This is a genomic window from Proteus sp. G2618 (genome assembly GCF_009915995.1).
In the GTDB taxonomy this organism is placed as follows: domain Bacteria; phylum Pseudomonadota; class Gammaproteobacteria; order Enterobacterales; family Enterobacteriaceae; genus Proteus; species Proteus terrae.
In genome coordinates this window covers 148475-167863 of record NZ_JAABNI010000021.1, presented here as the reverse complement: position 1 = coordinate 167863, position 19389 = coordinate 148475, and the positions used below count along the sequence as shown (strand labels likewise).

Annotated in this window: 18 protein-coding genes and 2 pseudogenes; 11 read left to right on the top strand and 9 right to left on the bottom strand. The window is 32.5% G+C overall.

The genetic code is table 11. The annotated features are described in order from the left end of the window. Positions 1-289: 289 nt before the first annotated feature. From cspE to GWJ01_RS11600, 3 genes and pseudogenes are all read right to left on the bottom strand, one after another. A complete protein-coding gene (gene cspE, locus GWJ01_RS11610; protein WP_109393669.1) occupies positions 290-502 on the bottom strand; it encodes a transcription antiterminator/RNA stability regulator CspE in 213 nt (70 codons plus the stop codon). A gap of 397 nt (positions 503-899) precedes the next feature. Then, positions 900-1757 (bottom strand): annotated as a pseudogene (locus GWJ01_RS11605) (alpha/beta fold hydrolase). A gap of 459 nt (positions 1758-2216) precedes the next feature. Further along, the gene (locus GWJ01_RS11600; protein ID WP_075674310.1) at positions 2217-2549 is read right to left on the bottom strand and encodes an MliC family protein; all 333 of its coding nucleotides are present in this window, start codon (positions 2547-2549) and stop codon (positions 2217-2219) included. A 381-nt stretch (positions 2550-2930) separates the two neighbouring features. Here GWJ01_RS11600 and GWJ01_RS11595 point away from each other — a divergent pair, with 381 nt between their 5' ends. After that, positions 2931-3827 carry an AraC family transcriptional regulator gene (locus GWJ01_RS11595; RefSeq protein ID WP_109393668.1) on the top strand — a complete coding sequence of 299 codons (897 nt, stop codon included), beginning with the start codon at positions 2931-2933 and terminating at the stop codon, positions 3825-3827. 79 nt (positions 3828-3906) lie between these two features. Here GWJ01_RS11595 and GWJ01_RS11590 read toward each other — a convergent pair whose 3' ends face one another. Next, on the bottom strand, positions 3907-5403 hold the full coding sequence (locus GWJ01_RS11590; protein WP_109402739.1) for a C69 family dipeptidase: 1497 nt from the start codon (positions 5401-5403) through the stop codon (positions 3907-3909). Between the two features lie 745 nt (positions 5404-6148). Between GWJ01_RS11590 and GWJ01_RS11585 the strand changes: the two genes are divergently transcribed. Then, complete coding sequence (locus tag GWJ01_RS11585) at positions 6149-7081, top strand: LysR family transcriptional regulator (protein ID WP_161711112.1); 933 nt, start codon at positions 6149-6151, stop codon at positions 7079-7081. A gap of 51 nt (positions 7082-7132) precedes the next feature. Here GWJ01_RS11585 and GWJ01_RS11580 read toward each other — a convergent pair whose 3' ends face one another. From GWJ01_RS11580 to cbpA, 3 genes are all read right to left on the bottom strand, one after another. Continuing rightward, entirely contained in the window at positions 7133-8407 is a 1275-nt protein-coding gene (locus tag GWJ01_RS11580; protein ID WP_109402740.1) for an amidohydrolase, read from the bottom strand. A gap of 286 nt (positions 8408-8693) precedes the next feature. Further along, positions 8694-8999 (bottom strand): chaperone modulator CbpM, encoded by a 306-nt coding sequence (gene cbpM, locus GWJ01_RS11575; protein WP_075673157.1) that lies wholly within the window; start codon positions 8997-8999, stop codon positions 8694-8696. Then, entirely contained in the window at positions 8999-9943 is a 945-nt protein-coding gene (cbpA, locus tag GWJ01_RS11570) for a curved DNA-binding protein (RefSeq protein WP_109402741.1), read from the bottom strand. Before cbpA ends, cbpM begins: the two co-directional genes overlap by 1 nt. 365 nt (positions 9944-10308) lie before the next feature. Here cbpA and GWJ01_RS11565 point away from each other — a divergent pair, with 365 nt between their 5' ends. Further along, entirely contained in the window at positions 10309-10641 is a 333-nt protein-coding gene (locus GWJ01_RS11565) for a DUF1971 domain-containing protein (RefSeq protein WP_109393663.1), read from the top strand. Positions 10642-10648: 7 nt separating this feature from the next. Then, on the top strand, positions 10649-10987 hold the full coding sequence (locus GWJ01_RS11560) for a DUF1869 domain-containing protein (protein ID WP_109393662.1): 339 nt from the start codon (positions 10649-10651) through the stop codon (positions 10985-10987). Positions 10988-11055: 68 nt separating this feature from the next. Here the strand turns inward: GWJ01_RS11560 and GWJ01_RS11555 are convergent, their stop codons facing one another. Then, entirely contained in the window at positions 11056-11928 is an 873-nt protein-coding gene (locus GWJ01_RS11555; RefSeq protein WP_109402742.1) for a LysR family transcriptional regulator, read from the bottom strand. 100 nt (positions 11929-12028) lie between these two features. Between GWJ01_RS11555 and GWJ01_RS11550 the strand changes: the two genes are divergently transcribed. Next, the gene (locus tag GWJ01_RS11550) at positions 12029-12481 is read left to right on the top strand and encodes a multidrug/biocide efflux PACE transporter (RefSeq protein ID WP_109393660.1); all 453 of its coding nucleotides are present in this window, start codon (positions 12029-12031) and stop codon (positions 12479-12481) included. Between the two features lie 165 nt (positions 12482-12646). Then, on the top strand, positions 12647-13174 hold the full coding sequence (locus GWJ01_RS11545) for a DUF4303 domain-containing protein (RefSeq protein WP_109393659.1): 528 nt from the start codon (positions 12647-12649) through the stop codon (positions 13172-13174). Between the two features lie 349 nt (positions 13175-13523). Here the strand turns inward: GWJ01_RS11545 and GWJ01_RS11540 are convergent, their stop codons facing one another. Next, the gene (locus tag GWJ01_RS11540) at positions 13524-14651 is read right to left on the bottom strand and encodes an ABC transporter substrate-binding protein (protein WP_109402743.1); all 1128 of its coding nucleotides are present in this window, start codon (positions 14649-14651) and stop codon (positions 13524-13526) included. Positions 14652-15007: 356 nt separating this feature from the next. Here GWJ01_RS11540 and GWJ01_RS11535 point away from each other — a divergent pair, with 356 nt between their 5' ends. From GWJ01_RS11535 to GWJ01_RS11520, 5 genes and pseudogenes are all read left to right on the top strand, one after another. Next, on the top strand, positions 15008-16207 hold the full coding sequence (locus tag GWJ01_RS11535) for a ribokinase (protein ID WP_161711111.1): 1200 nt from the start codon (positions 15008-15010) through the stop codon (positions 16205-16207). Between the two features lie 53 nt (positions 16208-16260). Next, positions 16261-16494, top strand: a pseudogene (locus GWJ01_RS18865) (Na+ dependent nucleoside transporter N-terminal domain-containing protein); the annotation flags it as partial. 54 nt (positions 16495-16548) lie between these two features. Next, on the top strand, positions 16549-17448 hold the full coding sequence (locus GWJ01_RS11530) for a nucleoside transporter C-terminal domain-containing protein (protein WP_231135734.1): 900 nt from the start codon (positions 16549-16551) through the stop codon (positions 17446-17448). 75 nt (positions 17449-17523) lie between these two features. Continuing rightward, positions 17524-18456 carry a nucleoside hydrolase gene (locus GWJ01_RS11525; protein WP_109402746.1) on the top strand — a complete coding sequence of 311 codons (933 nt, stop codon included), beginning with the start codon at positions 17524-17526 and terminating at the stop codon, positions 18454-18456. Positions 18457-18713: 257 nt separating this feature from the next. Further along, a complete protein-coding gene (locus GWJ01_RS11520; RefSeq protein WP_109393654.1) occupies positions 18714-19163 on the top strand; it encodes a hypothetical protein in 450 nt (149 codons plus the stop codon). The last annotated feature ends 226 nt before the right edge of the window (positions 19164-19389 follow it).

Here is a 19389-nt window from a genome sequence, read left to right as displayed (position 1 = left end):
TTGAGAAGACAATAACTTAATGCCTTTATTTCACCATTATAAGAGTTTTTTTATTAATTAATGTATTTATCTGTAAAATTCACTGGTAATTAAGGTAAATACACATCTATTAATTATATTAAATATTTACATAACTTTAATAATGTTATTTTTTACGCGTAGATAAATAAACTTTAAAATTAAATATACTGAAAATTGACATAAAAAAACCCCACCGAAGTGAGGTTCTTTAAGTTTTACTTGTATTGATATTGCACCAGCAATATATACTGTAATAAAACTCAATATATTATAGAGCGGTTACGTTCGCTGCTGCTGGACCTTTAGCGCCATTTTCGATAGAAAATGAAACTTCTTGGCCTTCTTTCAGAGATTTGAAGCTGTCGCTTTGGATCGCTGAAAAGTGTACGAATACGTCTTTGCTACCGTCTTTAGGAGTGATAAAGCCAAAGCCTTTATCATCGTTAAACCATTTTACTGTACCAGACATTGTATTAGACATAAGATTTCCTTTAATTAATTAGTTTGCCATAAGGCATTGTTTTCGGTTTGATTTCGGATTTTTACTTATGGTCACTATTTGAAGGAATTCGCAACGAAGAGGTATCAGGGATAACGCTAAACGGTGAACTACTTAAAACTGCACTAACATAAATAGGTCTGTACTTCCAAACCAGTGGCGCTATTAAGTCATATAATTCGTTTTATAGCAAATTATTTTCATCTTTATTTTAAAAATAACTTTTTACACATTAAATTAGAAAATAATTATAAGATAAAAACAATTATCTATTTCAGCTATCTCTTTATTTTAATTTAAGAATATGAATAAAAAAGTAGATACTGTTATTTTTTTAAGATAACTCGTATCTACCTTATCATTAACGTACTACATCACCTTAATCAGCCAGTTCTAATAAAATTTCTTCTGTTTTCGTCCAGAGAAGTGCTCCCCCTTCTTCTGGCCATAAATGACGCTCTGCGTTGGGAAAACGTTCAAATAATAATTCGCCAAAATCAGGAGAATGAACTGTGCTGGTATCCTTCATTCCATACCATAAAGTTGTTGGTGTCTTTATTTCTTCAGGTGAGAATCCCCAAGGTTGCATCGCAATCAGCAAATCTTGAGTGTATCCATCATTACCTTGTTTAAAGGCTTCAGCCATACATTCTTGATAAACTGAGAGAAAATTAGCTGACTTATAAATAGCCAAATCAACATCAGCACTGTAATTTAGGATAAAATCCATTAACCATTTAGCTGTTATATTTTGCTTAATCCAACTGGTTAACAGATCAGGTGATCCAACAGCTTGACGTTGCATATTGATAACATCTTCTGTTAACTTTTTTTGTGTATCAGGATAATCAAATTGATCTTGTCCTGCGACAATCAGTAATTTATTAACATGACAATAAACACAAAGAGCCATCGCAAAAATAGCACCTTGCGAAAACCCCATTACATTAATACTTTTGATACGAAGATGATCTAATCAGAATAAAATATCTTCAGAAAAAGATTTTAACGATTTTTTAGGATCAAAAGTAGAATCACCTAATCCAGGACGAGTTGGTGCAATCAGCCGAATATTAAGTCTATTTAAGAGGCCAATGTCTACACCTAATAAACCGCTCATACCTGCACCAGTACAAAATAATACTGGCTTACCTTGCTCTGGACCAGATTCATACCACGTTAAAATTCTATTATCTGGTAATAATACATTATTTTTTCTTGAGTTTTTAATTTTCATTAGACTTTGTCTTTTATTAATTTTTGATAACACATTACCAGCCATATTGGATAGCAATGCCTATTTTAAAGTTCTATTTTTAAAAATTAATATTGAGACTAGCTAAGGGTAAGACTTCATATAAACTCGCAATAAATTGTGTTTCGTTGCAGATAAATGGATAAACCGAAATTTATTTTTGTTTTTTAAAAAACAAAAAAGAGTATATTTTATACTACTCTTTATGAGTATAATCAAACTCGCCCTAATAAGTAAGGGCTCTACCATTGATCGCCACTACGAAAGTCATAATAAGACTATCTTTATAACTAATTTTTTATAACCAACTTATTTATGTGATAAAAAATGCGTTATCATTTTTCTATACTTGTTATTTTTAATTATTATATTTACTTAATCTTTTTCTTAATAAAAAAAGGACAATAAATTGTCCTTTTTTATTTATAACTGGTTTCTACGTTATTTTACTAATTTACAGGTACGCCCCTTATCTTCAGCAACTCGCCCATTAACTGCATCATCCTCTGAAATTGTTGCTAAATTAAATTCATTTTTTCCTTTACCCCAAATTTGGAAGTTTTCACCAACATAACGAGCACCACTAGCTGCAACAGCTTCTTTTAAAACAATAATTTCATCGCTATAATACATAACAGCTAGCTGTTCATTAGGGAAAGAAACTCTGATTTTTTGGCCTTCACAGTTATAAGTATCTGTTTTAGCTGCCAAAGCAGGAGCTGTTATTAATGAAGAAACTAAAGCAATAGCAGAAATAGAAAGTAACTTATTCATTTACATCTCCTAAAATAACCAAGTAATGTTTTACTAATAAATTAAGACTAGACTTTATCTTTTAAAGATAAAATAGGATATCTCCGCATTTTATTAAAATTAAAAAATATATATAAATTTTTTAATTTAAGGTTAATTTTAATAAAAAATCATCAATCATTGATGATTGAGTTAAAATACAATTTTTTAATTAATGTCAATTTTAATTCAAATAAATTGCAATACATAACTTTACATTATTACCCGTCTATTTTACTTTATTCAATGTAAATATCACTATACGATATGCTATTATCCTAACACCTATAAATTTATTGTAGTTCAATAAATTAAGTCGATCTTGTTGAAAAATATCGATAGAAAAAAATAATAGGAATATTCATGCTACAAGAGAATGTTGTTAAAGATATCATCGTCTGGATTGAGCAAAATCTCGATTCACGTTTATCGTTAGATATTGTTGCTGAGAAATCAGGCTATACAAAATGGCATTTTCAGCGCTTATTTAAAGCGTATACAGGAATATCTTTAGGAAAATACATACTCGCTCGTCGTTTATCTTGTGGCGCCTATGCGTTAAGAGTAACACGTTGTAGCCTATTAGATATTTCATTAAAGTATCGCTTTGACTCCCAACAAACATTTTGCCGAGCCTTTAAAAAACAGTTTAATATTACGCCTTCGGAATATAGAAAAAAACCAGGCTGGGATATTAGTGAACTGATTTTTCCTGCATTAAAAACCGTTGAACTGAGTGCTAAATATGAAGTAGTTACATTCCCATCTCAAAAATTAGTTGGCATGTCACATCATTACAATAAGCCTATTTCAACATGGGATTCAGACAAGAAAAAATTCAGAAAAGAATTTTGGCGTAAATTTTTAAAAGATGTACATACAATCCCCACAGACTTATATGCAATGCATCGAGCATCTGCAAGTACATTAGAAGATACTATGTATATTTATAGCACTGCCGTTGATAAAGAGAAACTAGCAAAAACATCAAATGTTTCTGCCATGTCACAATTAGAATTGCCAGGTGGCAACTATCTAGCCATTACATTTCATATGAATGAAATCTTAAATTCATTAACTGACTATGATGACATTATTTATACGGTCTATACAAAAGTACTTCCGAAAATGAATTTATTACGCAGACCCGGCCCAGACATTGAACGATATACACTAAAAGAATCTGTAGGTTACGATAAATTACTTGGTCAAAGTGAGCATTACGTACAAAAAATTAGCTACTATATCCCCGTTCTTTAATTAATTTCACCTATAAAGAAGATCCCAATTAAATTGGGATCTTTCTATTAAAATAGATAGCTGAAATATTTCACTGCTATTAGTCTTTTTTAGATTTGTTAGCAAAGAAAATATCGTCTTGAATATCTTTTGTTCTTACTGTAAACAATTCATTCATTAAATTTTCAGTTAATTTTTCAGCATCTGCCATGACTCGTAAATTAAATTCATTAAGCATTTTATCTGCGCCAGCTTTATCTGTTTTCACCATAGTGAGATATTTAGCTTCCATCTCTTTTTGCTCTAATGCAGTTTTTACTTCCCACTCTTGATAAGCTTTTTTCACTATTGGTGCAAGTTTTGGATAATCTGTCATTACTAATGTTTGTAACTTACGATATTTCCAGTAAATAGAATCACTGTCTGCTTGATTGCTTCCTATTCCGTAATGTTGTGGATAAGCTTTCAATCCACTGTAATACGGAACAAATGCAGTTAAATCGGCCATGCCTAAACCAACATAGGTAACTTCACCTATTTCCTGAGGAAGCTCAGGGCGAACCTGCATAACATGCGCTTCATAAGTTCTGAATACACTGATTGGACGCCAAGATTCTTGACCATTTAATCCATTAGTATATGGGTCGTGCTCTGTTCCTTCAAAGTGATTACGTAACATCGCTTTAGCTTCTTCAACAGATATTTTTTTCTCTGGTGTTAATAAAGGCGCGAAATTACGACCATCATCCACAGCTTGTTTTAATGATGGATTAAATTGTTGCTGAATAACCCACACACGCGGATCATTATAAGTACGATCTCGTTCATCATCTCGTGTATAAGCTTTTGAAAAATTAAACCCTCCTTCTTTTTCAGGGTTATATAGCCCTTTCTCAACAGCAAATTCCACTAGATTTTTAGAGCCTAAAACATCATCACTGTTAATATCATAGTGTTGTAATCGGCCTTGGTTTCCTGTCGCAAAGTACTTATCTTTAGGTAATTTTTGTGCGATCCAATGATGTCCTGTTCCAGTTTCTAAATACCAAAGCTCATTTTTATCAACAACAGCAACACCAAACCCTTCACCAGCACCTTGTTTTTCAATAATACTTCCTAATAATTCCACTGCTTCACGAGCTGTTTTTGCTCTTGAAAGTAAGACATCTGGAATATCATCTTCAGTTATTCCAGTATCTTCAACATAGGGATCAAAAGAGAGCGCTTTAGGTGAAGCAAAAATAGATTCTGTACCACTAACACCCACACCCAGTTCATTAAATCCTGTTGCACCATGGAGTTGTGTTTTCCAATTCGGTACAGTGGTATAACGTAATGAATTCTTAGGTAATGGATAAGTGAAATTATTAGCACCATTATGCTCTTTGGTGCTGTAAATACCTGTTTGATTCGTTTTAGCCGGATGAATAACAAAATGTTGTGCTTTTAATGCATCGCTATCTGCGCTGCGAGCAATAATCAACGAACCATCATTTGTCGCTTCGCTTCCCGCTAACAACGTTGTACAGGCTAAAGCTGAAGAAACTAATGCAATATTAACGGATAAAGCGATAATACCTTTTTTGAATAAAGACATAAAACTCCCCCATTTGCTTGTTATTTATAATTTATAAATCAATTAAGTATCTTTTTAGAATCAAAATAAAAAACTAGATAGATAATTTGATGCGAAATATTAGCAATGAAAATGTGTTAATTTCCGTGATTTATATCTCAATGATTATTATATTTCTAAATAAAAATATTAATTTTATGCATCATATTAATATCAGAGAGCTTTATTGAAAGGTATATTTCATATAAAAATAAAATTAGATGAGCTTTGTTATTAATATTATTTTAATGTAATTGATAGCAGTGTTATTTATATAAATAGCCATTGATATTAAAGACGATAGCAATACATTAAATCTGATAATAACTTGTGTTAATTTTGTTATGCTAACCTAAAAAAAGAGCTCCAGCTTTATTTTCTGGAACTCTTTTTTTGAAATCTATTTTCTACTTTTTTCTTGTATAAATTTAAATAGTTGATTGAACTCTTCTATAGTTCCAATGGCTCTTATTGGAATTATTATATAATTATGTCTTTCTAAATCTATAAAAATGGATTTTTTATAGACAAAAATATCAATAACAGCCGGTCAATAAGTTTTATAATAAAAGTTATAAATCCCAAATAACATTTATAATCTACGCCTTTACTCTTAAAATATTCCTTATAAAAATCATTTAAAATTTCCATCATTACTATTATTCAATAATCAATTCATTAACGGTATAATCGTACACAAGATAAACTGACTAAAACAAAAAACATAATGACAATGAACATAAAAAGAACTTCTTGGTCAGGGGGATGGGCGACTTTACGTGACCTCGAAATTATACAAACCGTGATCGATCAGGGAAGTGTTACTAATGCAGCTGAGCAGCTGGGAATTTCTCAACCAGCTGTAAGTCAGACATTGAACCAGATCGAAAAACGCTGTGGTAAAAAGTTATTCACTCGTGAAAATAATAAACTAATTCCAAACTCTGATGCCTTATTGCTTTATGAAGAAATTGCCAATATCGCCGAATCTTTCAGTCGATTGAGTCATTTTCATCATCAAGAAAAAAAACGAAGTCTACGGATCCTAGTTCCACCAACATTAGCTTATGGTTTTATCAATCAGGCCACCACTCTGTTTATCAAAAAATATCAAGTTAATGTCCATTTAGAAATATCTAGAAGTGAGCAGCTACTTTCTTTAATTGCAAAAGAACAAGCTGATATTGTCATTACTGATAATATGACCATTAACAGCAATTATAATTTGACTCAAATTCCGATGAGAGAAACTCAAATTATTTGTGCAATTCCTAAAACACATGAATTATCTACAAAAAACACCATCACACCTGATGATTTACATGAACAGTCTTTTATTGCTTTAGTTAAAAGTAATATTGGGCGCACAGTTATTGATCGAGCACTCAATAAATCAAAATCTAAGCCTAATATTATTGCTGAAGTTTCTGATCAAGATACAGCTATGACATTTGTAAAAAATGGCTTAGGGATCAGTTTAATTAATTCATTTCCTACTATTGAAACAGAAGATATTGTTTATAGAGAATTTACACCGATGATTATGAGTAATATTTGTTTTTTCACGTCGCAAAAAACAGAGCATGAAACACAACTTTATATTGAGTTTATTAAAGAACATCAACCTGATGCCTCTTTATTTTCGACCCCAATTAAATAGTTATTAAGGTCTCATTCTATGCAATATCGATAAATAGAAGAGACCTTTCTCTTATTTATGCATCTCAAGAATAGAGAGAATACCTTCAGTAAAAAGTGTTAACCCGATGGAAAGCGCCTCTTCATCGATATCAAATTTTTCTTTATGATGTCCATCACATTGATCTGCGCCAACTAAGAAGAATATCGCTTTTCCTTTTTTCTCTTGCACTCTTCTTACCATTAATGAGACATCCTCACTTCCTCCTAAAGGTAATACGACATTTAATAAATCTGGATGCGCATCAACAACACCTTGCATGATATCTATCATTTCTCGATCATTTCTGAAATTTGTCGCTTCGCCCGTAATGTCTATTTTTGTTTCTAGTTGGTAAGTAATTGCAATACCATCAACATATTTTTTTATACTATTAAATAAGTATTGTGTTATTTCAGCATCTTGCCCACGCACTTCTAATTGCATTTTCGCAGAACTAGGAATAAGGCTACGATTTTCGCCTGCAATTAAAGTTCCAATATTCACTCTCGTCATACCTTTACCATGTCTTGGCGTTGCTAATATTTCATTAGCTAAAAAGCATGCTCCGGCTAATGCGTTATTTCCTTTTTCTGGTTCATCAATAGCATTAGCGGGTTTTCCTTTTAAAGAAATATCTAATTTAGTGGTACAAAGAAAATCAAAAGGATCGAGTGCAATTTCACCTTTTTTCAAGTTACATCCAATATGCATCCCCATAAAATAATCAGTATCATCTAATACTCCACTGTCGCTTATTGCTCTTGCACCTCTCACTCCTTCTTCTGCGGGTTGGAATATCAATTTATATTTCCCGCGTAAAGCGTGAATATTTTGTTTTAACCAATGAGCAAGGCCAAGCCCTATTGCAGTGTGTCCATCATGACCACAAGCATGCATTAATCCAGAACGGCACGAAGCAAATCCTTGTTTATTAGGCAGATGAGTATCGTCATTTGACTCTTGAACATAAACACAATCAATATCGAAACGAAAGGTAAATGTAGGGCCAGGAATTTCTGTATCAATAATAGCCAGACACCCTGTTAAACCGTCCATTTCAGCCAATAACTCAGCACCGATCCCTTCTTCTTCGGCTATTTTGATGGCTTCATTAACTAATTTTTCATCTCGACCTAAAATACTTTCTCGACAAATAATATGAGGCCCAGCTTTTACTTCAATATTCATATCTCGCAATACGCTGATTATCGTGCCTGTCGTCACAAATTCAGTCCAGCCAATTTCTGGAAACTGGTGAAACTTTCTGCGCCATTCTATTAGTTTATTGGTTTGGAGTGGCTTCATTATTTTTCCCTTACAAAAAATAAATCTCTTATTAATAATAAAAGAGAAGATGATAATTGAAATATTATAGTCATCATAACTTAATAGTTATGATATAGGTGTGATCTCAACATCATTTTACTTATTTTTAAAGTAAGTATTCTAAGAATAGAAACCTAAGGCAATGAGGATAAATAACCTTTAAAATCAATTAATAACAAATATATAACTATAAGTCATTAATAAAATTCAGGCATAAAAATAGCCACTAAAGTGTTTACTCTTTTAGTAGCTATTTTATTAATGATTATTCATTTATAAATCGCATTAACTGCTGACGTAATTGCTTATTCTCTTGTTTTAGCTGTTCATTTTCATCTAATAAAGTCAGTGCGATAGCGATACCGTGCCAATCTAATGCGAGCTCTTTATGAAGTTTTAATGCTCGATGTGTCACCACGATAGCATTATCATCAAAAAACCACTCCTGAGTTTCAATTTCTAGCGGTTCAATTACACCAAGTGCTACAAATTCTTTGAGTTCATCATTTGATATTCCAGTATGATGACAAAACTCAGTAACAGTAAATACGGTTGTTGTTAAGTGACCCATTATTTATTCTCCCAGTCTTTACGTGGATTATAATCGGTCTGACTATCTGCAATTTGTTGCCATAATTCGCGTGTCTTTTCATCGGATTTAGGTGGCATAACAATTTTTAAAATTGCATATAAATCACCGCTAACCTTTTTACTAACTAACCCTTTTCCTTTAATACGTAGCTTTTGTCCTGCTTGGCTTCCCGCAGGAATAGTTAACAAGATTTTTTCTTTTATTGTAGGTATAGGAATTTTTGCACCTAATGCTGCTTCCCAAGGAGCAACAGGAACAACTATTTCTAAATCATGGCCTTTAATATCAAACAAAGGATGAGGTGCAATACGAATTGTTAACCATAAATCACCATTTTCGCCTCCATTCTCACCTACTGTACCCTGACCTTTTAAACGAATACGTTGCCCATCAATAACACCGGCTGGAATTTTAACATTCAAAGTTTTAGGGATCTCTTTTTCTAAAATTCCAAAAATATTATAAACTGGTAAGTGATAACTAATCGTACGCTTATGTTCTTCCTGCGATTCTTCTAGAAAAACGGCTAATTCTATCTCTAAATCATGTCCACGCTGTTTAGGTGCTTGTTGAGTTCGACGACCTTCAAATGGAGAGTGTTGACCAAAAAATGAAGCGTAAAAATCATCAAAATCTTCTTGGCTAAAGCTTTGGTGATTTTTTTTATTCGAATGTTGTTGTGTAAATTGCTTAAACTTAGGATCGTTACGATGTGCCCAAAGCTCATCATATTCGGCTCTTCGTTGCTCATCGCCTAATATTTCCCACGCTTGAGCAATTTCTTTAAAACACTCTTCAGCATTCGGCTCTTTACTTACATCAGGGTGATATTTTTTAGCTAAACGGCGATAAGCCGTTTTAATCGTTTTAGTATCATCGGTAGGTTTAACACCCATTATGGCGTAGTAATCCTTTAATTCCATAGTGATATCTCAATTATGTTAAATAATGAATTAAATATTAATCCCCTAGGGTTGATTAATTATAGAACAAAGAAATTATGTTAGTGAGTAAACATCAAGAATAACACCTGAGAAATGCCTAAAAAACGACCTTTAAGTAAAAGATAATTTAAACTTTAAAAAATAATTTAATCAAATAAAACAAGATATTAATAAGCCTAGAACTATATTGTCACTTTTTTTCATAAAATTGCATTTGAAATACCTCATTAGAAGAGGTAGATTTTATTCAATAGCACAATAGCTTATTACATTATCAGCAATAATTTTTCTTCTTAACTAAGATAAAAATAGAAAAATTAATCTCTTCATTTTAGGGAGGCAAAATGGAACGAATTATTATTCCCACTCACTATATCCATGTACGCTCAACACCACTTTGGACCAAAGACACAGCCCCAAAATCAATTTGGGAAAGGCATTTAGATAAAGGTACTCGCCAAGGGGTTTATCCTAAGCTGTCTGTTATGCAAGGAATGATTATTTATTACGCATATGCAGATGAAATTAGCCCAGAACCAACAGAAAAATTAGTGATTAATGCTGGTGAATTTGGTGTATTCCCGCCAGAAACATGGCACAAAATAGAAGCAAAAACTGAAGATACTGTTTTTAATGTCGATTTTTATGTCGATCCTAAAATACTTGCTGAAGGTTAATAATAATATGGAAAATGAAAATAAAGGCTATTTATTAGAATTAATTAATGCCAATGGCCAAGAAAAATCTCAAAAAATATTTCTAAATCCTAAAATTTTATATATTCCAGAAGTTGCTACTAAAGAAGTTTTACTTTTGGTTAATGAGTTAAAAAATAAGGTAAATATTGACTCGCAAGAACTTACCTTAGTATTAACAAACAAAAATAACGGTGTTTCTGTTGATAAAAATAGCTTTTTAGCTGATTTATTAGATGCTGATATGTCCAGTTTAATAGTGAAAGATCTTATCAATATTGTACGTGGTTATGATATGGATGAAGAAACCAATGTTTGTGGCTGGTGATCTGGCGTAGTGAAAGGAATATATCACCTTCGCTATATCTATTGATGATGAAGGTGATTGATTAATACCTAGAGAGAAAACTGAAGATCATTTTTTAATAGCCTATCTATCATCCAATACCCCGCTTTTCCTGGTGGCTTGCTTCTTGACCATACTAAATCAATGTCTATTTTCTTGGGAAATTGGTCATAATCTAGACTGACTAACAAATCATGTCCAAATTGCTCAACTAACCATGTGGGTAATATTGCCCATCCCATTTCTTGCTCTGCCATTTCAAGTAATAATAAATAGTTAGGTGCTAGCCAGTTTTTCTCACTATTAATAGCAAATTGGGCACTACTGCTTAGCCTTAATTGACGATGCATTGTTAAATGTTGATAGTTGATTTTCTTTTCTCTTACAAGTGGGTGCGTTTTATGTGCATATAGTCCTAACTTACCACTTATAGGCAAACGAGCGAAAGCAATATCAGCAGGGTATTCTGCTCGTGATTCCATCATACCAATATGCGCCTGATTATTTTGCAGCATATTAATCACATCATCATTCTCAGCAACAAGAAACTCAAATTCAAGATGGGGGAATTCTTTATCTAGAATTTTCAAAAGTTGCTCTGAATAAGGTGGTTGATACATATCAGAGAATACACAACTTAAACGAGGCTCCATTTCAGGCGATAATTCTATTCTTAATGCCTGTAATCGTTCATCAGCCGATAATATATCTTCAACCAAGCTCAACACTTTTTGTCCTGCAAAAGTCAGTGTTGACTCCCGCCCTTTACGCTCAAATAATTCAAACCCCATATCATCTTCGAATCCGGCGATTGTACTACTGACCGTAGATTGGCTTTTATTTAATTTTCGTGCTGCTGCAGAAAATGATTTTAATGAAGCAGCTTCAACAAATGTACGCAAAGTTTCTATAGAATAGTTCATTATGGTATCGGTTTTTTCGATGGCTCCTATTTTGTATATATACAAAATATCATCAATAATTGCACTCGTTTTTTGTTAAATAATTAATTTGAGGTGGGATATGAGCCAATATCAAAAAACATTTACTGAGCGCGTTTTTCACGCTGTTTCATTTGAAGTAATAGCCATCGCAATAACAGCGCCACTTAGTGCATGGGTTTTGGGTCGCTCAGTTTTTCAAATGGGAACTGTTGCTATTGTTTTATCAACATTAGCTATGCTATTGAATTTATTTTATAACATGATTTTTGACCGCTATTGGCCTTTAATCAAAGGATCAAGACCAACAAAAATACGAGTCATTCATGCTATTGGTTTTGAATTAAGCTTTGTGGTTATTGGTTTACCAATATTGGCATTTCTATTAAATATGTCGTTATGGAGTGCATTCTTATTAGAAATTGTTTTTTTTGTCTTTTTCCTTTTTTATACTTATGCATTTAATCTTAGCTACGATAAATTACGCGAAAGTTGGTTTAATCGTAAAGAAAAACGGGTAATTGCACGTCAATAATTACACAAAACACCTTTTGAACTATCATTAGGTGTTTTATCACTAATCAAAAGTAGGCACTCATTATTTTATATCATTAAGTTATAATATTAATATACTATTCTAATTATCTTCATACAGAGCAATTATTATGATTGTCGCTGTATCTAACTGGATTATGATTCAATGATGATATTAAATGATGAAATAATTAAAAATATAAAAAATGATATTGTCTCTTTTGCAATAACAGAAACAGAGAAATTTTTAACAGAAAAAAGTGGCGAAGTCTTTTACGCCTTTGCGTTCGATTTAAATGCCGCATATGGAGAAGTAAATCTTTGCTTTAACACTGAAGAATATTTTCAAAAAACATTAAAATACTATCAAAATCAATCTGATAATCATGTTTATCATTCAAATGAAGAGATAAAAAGCTTAAAATACAATACAGGTGATTGGGAATACCAATGCTTTAGTACTATTTATCCTATCGATGAAACATACTTAGAACAACTTTATCATACGTCTTATGAAGACGGCTCTTACTCTCACGTTTTAACAAAAATTATTCACATATTTTCAGAATCTCTAACCCTGTTTAAGCAAACAGAGACTTACAAAAAAATCCCAAAAACTGAGGATTTTATTGCTTTTACAATTGATCATGATGAAGATGTTGAAGATGCTTTAATGCGTATTGGAAAATATTAATAAAACTGTGTAGAACGATAAATATCGTAGATGTTCAAAAATAAAGCGATAACCGAACGGTTATTTATTATTGACACAAGAAGAGTATCAATAAATGATCTTTTTTATTAGTTCTATACTTTTTGCAATTTTTTTGACCACTATATTAGCCTATTGGTGTTTCTCTGCACTTTTTCCTAAAGCGCCACCCACAACACTTTCTTGCCTTTTAGCAAGAACGATTCTGGGTGTATTGCTCATTATTATAGTGATCAGCCTTATTTTAACTTTATTAAGTCAGATACTCTGATTAGCCGAAGTGTAAATGAATATAGAAAGCCCTTAAAAACAAGGGCTATAATTAAAATTTTTATTTATCTGCTTTTGCTGCCCAAAGAAATTGAGCATTAGGTAATGTGGTATATTTTTCTATTATCTCTTTATAGGTGTTTTCTGGCTTTAATTCTGCAAATTGTTCAGGGTAAATGAAAGTTGCTAAATATTCTAAACCAACGATGTTATATGGATGATTATAGAAATTATGATATATACCATATAATCGCTCATTTTCAACTGCTGCGATCTGATTAAATCCAATTCTGCTCTTCAATCGTTTGAAACCTTCCTGAGTCTCTTTGTCAGATACCCCATAGCCAAATGGTGCAGCAATATTATTCTTATTGATCCAGCGAGATCCCGTTACAATATATACATCAGGTTTAGTGCTAATAACCTGCTCTAAAGAAATAACACCCGAAGCGCCTGGTAAGAAATGACTGCCTATATTGTCACCACCAACAGCTTGGATCAATCCCCCCCAACCCGCATTATTATGTGTAAAGCAGCACCCATCACCGTTAGCTCCAGCCTTTGCTTCTACAAATACACTTGGTTTATTTTTAATTTCTTGAGTTTTATTTTTAATACTATCTAGGTGTTGTTGATAAAAATCTGTATATTCTTTAGCTTCACTCTCTTTATTTAAAATAATACCAAGAAGCTCAACACTTTCTTTCGTGTTTTTGACTGGCTCTAAAAAAGTATCAACATAAATAATAGGAATATTAGCCTCTCTTAAAATGCTGACAACGCCCGATCCTTCTAATGCGGGTTTGGCTCTTAGTTGAGCGATCAGAACATCAGGTCGTTGTGCAATAACTCGCTCTGCATTAACTTCACCTTTGTCATTAAATCCCATATCAGGGATCGCATTTATATTAGATTTCCATTTCTGTTCTAATAAAGAAACTGTCTGTGGATCCGATTTTTTCAGATTATTATTCCATGCTACAACTCTTTCAAACGGGTTATTTCTATCAAGCAAAGCCAGCGTTAAAATATCTCTACCATCTTGTAATACAATGCGTTTAGGTTCATGTTTTAACGTTATTTTTTGCCCATCTGTATCGGTAATTGTAACTGGATATGTTGTAGCCGATGCGGTAAAAGGAAGTAATGCAGAAAGGAATATTGCTAACAGGTGATATTTATTTTTCATAGTATACTCTCCATAATAGAGAGTTAATGCTAACAATTATCATTAGCATCATCAATAAAAATTATCTTTATCTGACTACAAATAAATTCGTTTTAATAGAACGGCATCCAACAATAAATATTCGGGTCTGATATGGTTTCGCTAACTACTTTGACGTTAAATGGACGATTTTAACTAACCCGTCCATTTAACATAAGCAAACTGCGTTATCCAAACATTTTCCTTAAAATTTATCTAAACGGACAGATAATTGTCCAATTACGAGCAAAAAACGTGACTACTCAAGCAGAATAAACTTGATTAACCTCTATCATCCTAACAAATGGTAAAACATTTTTTAACAAACGAGGGGTGATATGAAAAAAAAGAGTAGTATTGCATTTATCAGAAAAAAATTAGTGAAAGATAATTCTATCTACGTAAAAGAACTCAGTGCTCTACTTCATGTATCGGAAAGAACCGTAAGAAGATACATAGATGAATTAGAGTTATTAGGTATAGCAACTAAATTTCATGGTGGAGTGAGATTACAAAAAATTGAATTAGAACCAATAATAAATAGAACTATTGATGAAACCAGAGTACTTCAAATTGATTGCGAAGAACAAGGTAGAGATAAAAAAACTGCAGATAAATGCTCATTATATATTTTAGGATCTTTCAATTTAGATGTTGTCACAGAAGTTGAAAGATTTCCTTTTGTTGGAGAGACAATCAAAGCAATTTCGACAAATTTTTTCCCTGGAGGGAAAGGTGCAAATCAAGCGGTTGCAGCTGCTGAATTAAATGATCATGTACATTTTTTTGTTAAAGTAGGCGACGATTCATTTGGTGCTACCGCAGAAAAATATTTCGGCACTACAAAAATAAGTTCATATACATTAATTAAGGATGCCAATGCAAAAACAGGGAATGCATTAGTTATGGTTGAGAACGCTACTGGTAACAATAGTATTGTTATTGATCTAGGGGCTAATGCAACAATCACTAAAGCTGAAATTCTTTCAGATATTAATAATCTACAATCGGCAAGTGTTTTTCTTACTCAATTAGAAAATAATATAGAAGCGACCAAGTTTGCGATTGAAATAGCAAAAAAATCGGGATGTTATGTCATTCTTAACCCAGCGCCCTATTCAGATCAAATTGTCTCACATTTGCCATCTATTGATTTATTAATACCGAATGGAACAGAAGCAGAATTAATATCAAACATTAAAATTGATAGCGTTATTTCAGCACAGGAAGCCATAAAAGCAATACACAATTTAGGTGTTAAAGAAATAGTAATGACACTTGGTGACAGTGGTGCTCTTTATTTCAATGGTAGCACGATGAAATATTACAAAGCGATGAATGCATCTGTCGTTGATACAAGTGGTGCTGGTGATGCATTTACAGGTGCTTTAGCCGCAAAATTAATAGAAGGTAAAAATATGGATGAAGCAATTAAGTTTTCTATTGCTTATGCATCATTGGCCGTTGAAAAAAAAGGGGCATCATCAATGCCATCTAGAACAAGTGTTGATGCCAGATTAAAAAAAGAGCGTATGTAAGGGAAGTGCACAAATAACCCACCCCGTTAATAAATTATATAATCGAGGTCGTTATGAAATATTTAATTTTCATTATTAGCCTTCTCTTAATTTTTATAGTCGCATCTTCTATTAGTTTTAATGCTAATAAAATAAAAATAAAATTTATTCCTATTATTATTCTTTTATTAATAGAGGCCTCCGTTGCTTTTATACTTCTACACACATCTATTGGGATCTCAATTCTTAATACGACGAATATAGGTATAGAATATTTAGTACATCATGCAAATAAAGGAATTGATTTTGTATTTGGAGATATAAGCACAAAAACACCTATTGTGTTCGTTATTGTTGCTCTAATGCCTTTAGTATTTATTTGTTCAATTATTGGGATATTAAAATATTTTGGTATTCTACGTTTGATTATTCTTACTATCGGATACCTTATTAATAAAATAGCCAAAGTAGGTAAACTTGAATCGTTTTCAGCAGTTAGTGCTGTCATTGTAGGTATGATGGCCGTATATGTTTCGATTAAAGAATACATACCCAATTTAACAAAACCACAAATGTATACAATAGCTGCATGCTCGTTGTCTACTGTCGATATCGCAATATTGGGTGCTTATACTCAAATGTTATCACCTCAGTTTGTATTTATTGGTGTTTGCCTAAACTTTTTTAGTACTTTCGTTATTGTTTCCATTATTAACCCTAATGATCCTATTGAGATATCGAACCATTTTTCTGGCCCTAAAAATGAACATCATAGTTTTTTTGAAGTACTAACAGAGCATATGCTCGATGGTTTTAAATTAATTCTAGCGATAGTTCCAATGCTTCTTGGCTTTATTGCTCTAATTAGCATGTTGAATGATATTTTTTTACGCCTCATAGGAATAAGTTTCCAAGGCCTTCTTGGTTATATTTTCTCTCCTATTGCATTTGTGCTTGGTGTCCCTTGGCAGGACAGTATTGAGTTCGGGCAAATTATTGCCACAAAAATTTTAACGAATGAATTTGTTGCAATGGTTGACTATATCAAATTGGGTGATCTGAGCCCAAGAACAGAAGCCATTATCTCTGTATTCCTAATTTCGTTCGCAAATTTTGGTTCAGTCGGAATGATTATTGCTTGTGTCGCCAGTATCAGCAAAGAACATGGAAAAATGATAGCGGCGAATAGTTTTAGACTGATTGTGGGTTCAACGTTAGTGAGTTGCTTATCTGCAACTATGGTTGGTATTTTTATTAGCTGATATTTATTTCATGAGTCATGTTTTTAATTCTAGTTGTTATTCAATGTGTTATGTAAGTTATCAAAGGAGAAGTATATGACTAAAATTATTATAGATTGTGATCCGGGTGTAGATGACGCTATTGCTATTTTACTGGCGTTGGCGTCACCAGAAATAAAAGTGCTGGGGATCACAACAGTAGCTGGAAATGTTGAGTTAGATAAAGTTCATGAGAATGCTCGTAATATTCTTTCATTTGTGTCACGGCCTGATATTCCTTTAGCCAGAGGATGTGAACGACCTTTGATAGCACGTAGGGGAAGTAAGACACAAGTACACGGCAATAACGGCCTTGCTGGTGTGATGTTACCAAAATCTAATTACACTTATCCCGATATACATGCCGTCGATTTTATTATTGATACTGTGATGTCTAATCCTAAAGAAGTCACCCTTTGCCCGACAGCACCACTTACTAATATCGCCATGGCAATGCTAAAAGAACCAAGGCTTAAGGATAATGTGAAAGATATTGTACTAATGGGAGGGGCTGCATTTTGTAATGGGAATATAACACCAGCAGCCGAATTCAATTTTCATGTCGATCCACACGCGGCACATATTGTCTTTGATACAGCAGAACACATTACTATGTTGGGATTAGATGTCACACATAAAGCTGATATTCGAGCAGGTTTATGTCAGTCGTTAGAGCAAGGTAATGTCATTGCTAGAACAGCAGCAAAAATGTCTCGTGGATATGCTGCATTTGATCCCTTCTTACATGATCCTTGTGTAATAGGTTATCTAATCCGCCCAGATATTTTCACCGGTATAAATGGGCATATTGATATTGAATATGAATCACGCAAACTTTTTGGTTTAAGTTTTGCAACAGTCCACGATGATCTAAGACCACCTAAAAATAATAGCAATTTGAATGAATGTCGTATGAATACGATGATAATCACCGATGTTCAATCGGAAAAATTAATGTCACTAATATCTGAACGAATTTTATCTTTGTAATCTGAATCAAATAGAAAAATACAGAGAAGTGTAGCTTCTCTGTATCAATTTTTATTATATTATTTAAAAGTTAAGGTTACTTTCTCTCAATAATAATTGATTAATATTTTCTTGAAAATTAAACAAGAAATATCCTAATAATAACTTCATGCTATGTTTAAAAATAAACAAATCTATTATGATAACTAATATCATAGTAATCGAATATTAGTGCTTACATAATTATTTATATATAACAATATATTAGGATAAAAAATATGGCTAGTTATAAAAAATTAATAGCTTTAATCGCTATATTATTTACCTGCATAATAGGGAACGCACATGCAGAGCAACGCCCTGATGTGGCAAATAATGTCATTGCCTATAAAGGTCAACAAGGAGTGATTGTTTGGACTCTACGTATTGGTGATCGTAATGCTAATGAAGCATTAGTACAGATCGAAGGTATTGATCATGACTGGAATTTAAAAATTCAGAAGATGCAGGTCGAAAAAACAAGTAGAGATACCCGATATTCAATAAATACTAATGGAAATAAATTTGTTGCTCTAATTATTGAGAATAAATGCTGTGGTAACCTTTATATACCAGGAGAACCTCAGCCTATATCAGTAAATTACGCTGAAGGGATATCCCATGAAGGTAATGCACAAGCATTTCTCACTGATTATCTTCAAGCTCAGAATAATGAAATCAATAAATAAGTCTTTAAAATTATTTTGATATTAAATAGGTGAGTTTTATTGATTATTTTCTCACCTATTTAATAGAACGAAAAAAACAGCCCTGACATGCCAATAACTCCCCATAAAAAAGATAAAATAATTATTTAAATTCTAACTTTATAGTTCCCCCAAAATGTACCCCCTAATATTTTTATCATGCCTGTTTTGAGGTGATTTTTAATCTCATGTTAGCCCTATACTTTCC

Bases quoted from the DNA above. Each gene is read 5' to 3' on its own strand.
- cspE (WP_109393669.1), bottom strand. From the start codon at position 502: ATGTCTAATACAATGTCTGGTACAGTAAAATGGTTTAACGATGATAAA.
- GWJ01_RS11600 (WP_075674310.1), bottom strand. From the start codon at position 2,549: ATGAATAAGTTACTTTCTATTTCTGCTATTGCTTTAGTTTCTTCATTA.
- GWJ01_RS11595 (WP_109393668.1), top strand. From the start codon at position 2,931: ATGCTACAAGAGAATGTTGTTAAAGATATCATCGTCTGGATTGAGCAA.
- GWJ01_RS11590 (WP_109402739.1), bottom strand. From the start codon at position 5,403: ATGTCTTTATTCAAAAAAGGTATTATCGCTTTATCCGTTAATATTGCA.
- GWJ01_RS11585 (WP_161711112.1), top strand. From the start codon at position 6,149: ATGACAATGAACATAAAAAGAACTTCTTGGTCAGGGGGATGGGCGACT.
- GWJ01_RS11580 (WP_109402740.1), bottom strand. From the start codon at position 8,407: ATGAAGCCACTCCAAACCAATAAACTAATAGAATGGCGCAGAAAGTTT.
- cbpM (WP_075673157.1), bottom strand. From the start codon at position 8,999: ATGGGTCACTTAACAACAACCGTATTTACTGTTACTGAGTTTTGTCAT.
- cbpA (WP_109402741.1), bottom strand. From the start codon at position 9,943: ATGGAATTAAAGGATTACTACGCCATAATGGGTGTTAAACCTACCGAT.
- GWJ01_RS11565 (WP_109393663.1), top strand. From the start codon at position 10,309: ATGGAACGAATTATTATTCCCACTCACTATATCCATGTACGCTCAACA.
- GWJ01_RS11560 (WP_109393662.1), top strand. From the start codon at position 10,649: ATGGAAAATGAAAATAAAGGCTATTTATTAGAATTAATTAATGCCAAT.
- GWJ01_RS11555 (WP_109402742.1), bottom strand. From the start codon at position 11,928: ATGAACTATTCTATAGAAACTTTGCGTACATTTGTTGAAGCTGCTTCA.
- GWJ01_RS11550 (WP_109393660.1), top strand. From the start codon at position 12,029: ATGAGCCAATATCAAAAAACATTTACTGAGCGCGTTTTTCACGCTGTT.
- GWJ01_RS11545 (WP_109393659.1), top strand. From the start codon at position 12,647: ATGATGATATTAAATGATGAAATAATTAAAAATATAAAAAATGATATT.
- GWJ01_RS11540 (WP_109402743.1), bottom strand. From the start codon at position 14,651: ATGAAAAATAAATATCACCTGTTAGCAATATTCCTTTCTGCATTACTT.
- GWJ01_RS11535 (WP_161711111.1), top strand. From the start codon at position 15,008: ATGAAAAAAAAGAGTAGTATTGCATTTATCAGAAAAAAATTAGTGAAA.
- GWJ01_RS11530 (WP_231135734.1), top strand. From the start codon at position 16,549: ATGCCTTTAGTATTTATTTGTTCAATTATTGGGATATTAAAATATTTT.
- GWJ01_RS11525 (WP_109402746.1), top strand. From the start codon at position 17,524: ATGACTAAAATTATTATAGATTGTGATCCGGGTGTAGATGACGCTATT.
- GWJ01_RS11520 (WP_109393654.1), top strand. From the start codon at position 18,714: ATGGCTAGTTATAAAAAATTAATAGCTTTAATCGCTATATTATTTACC.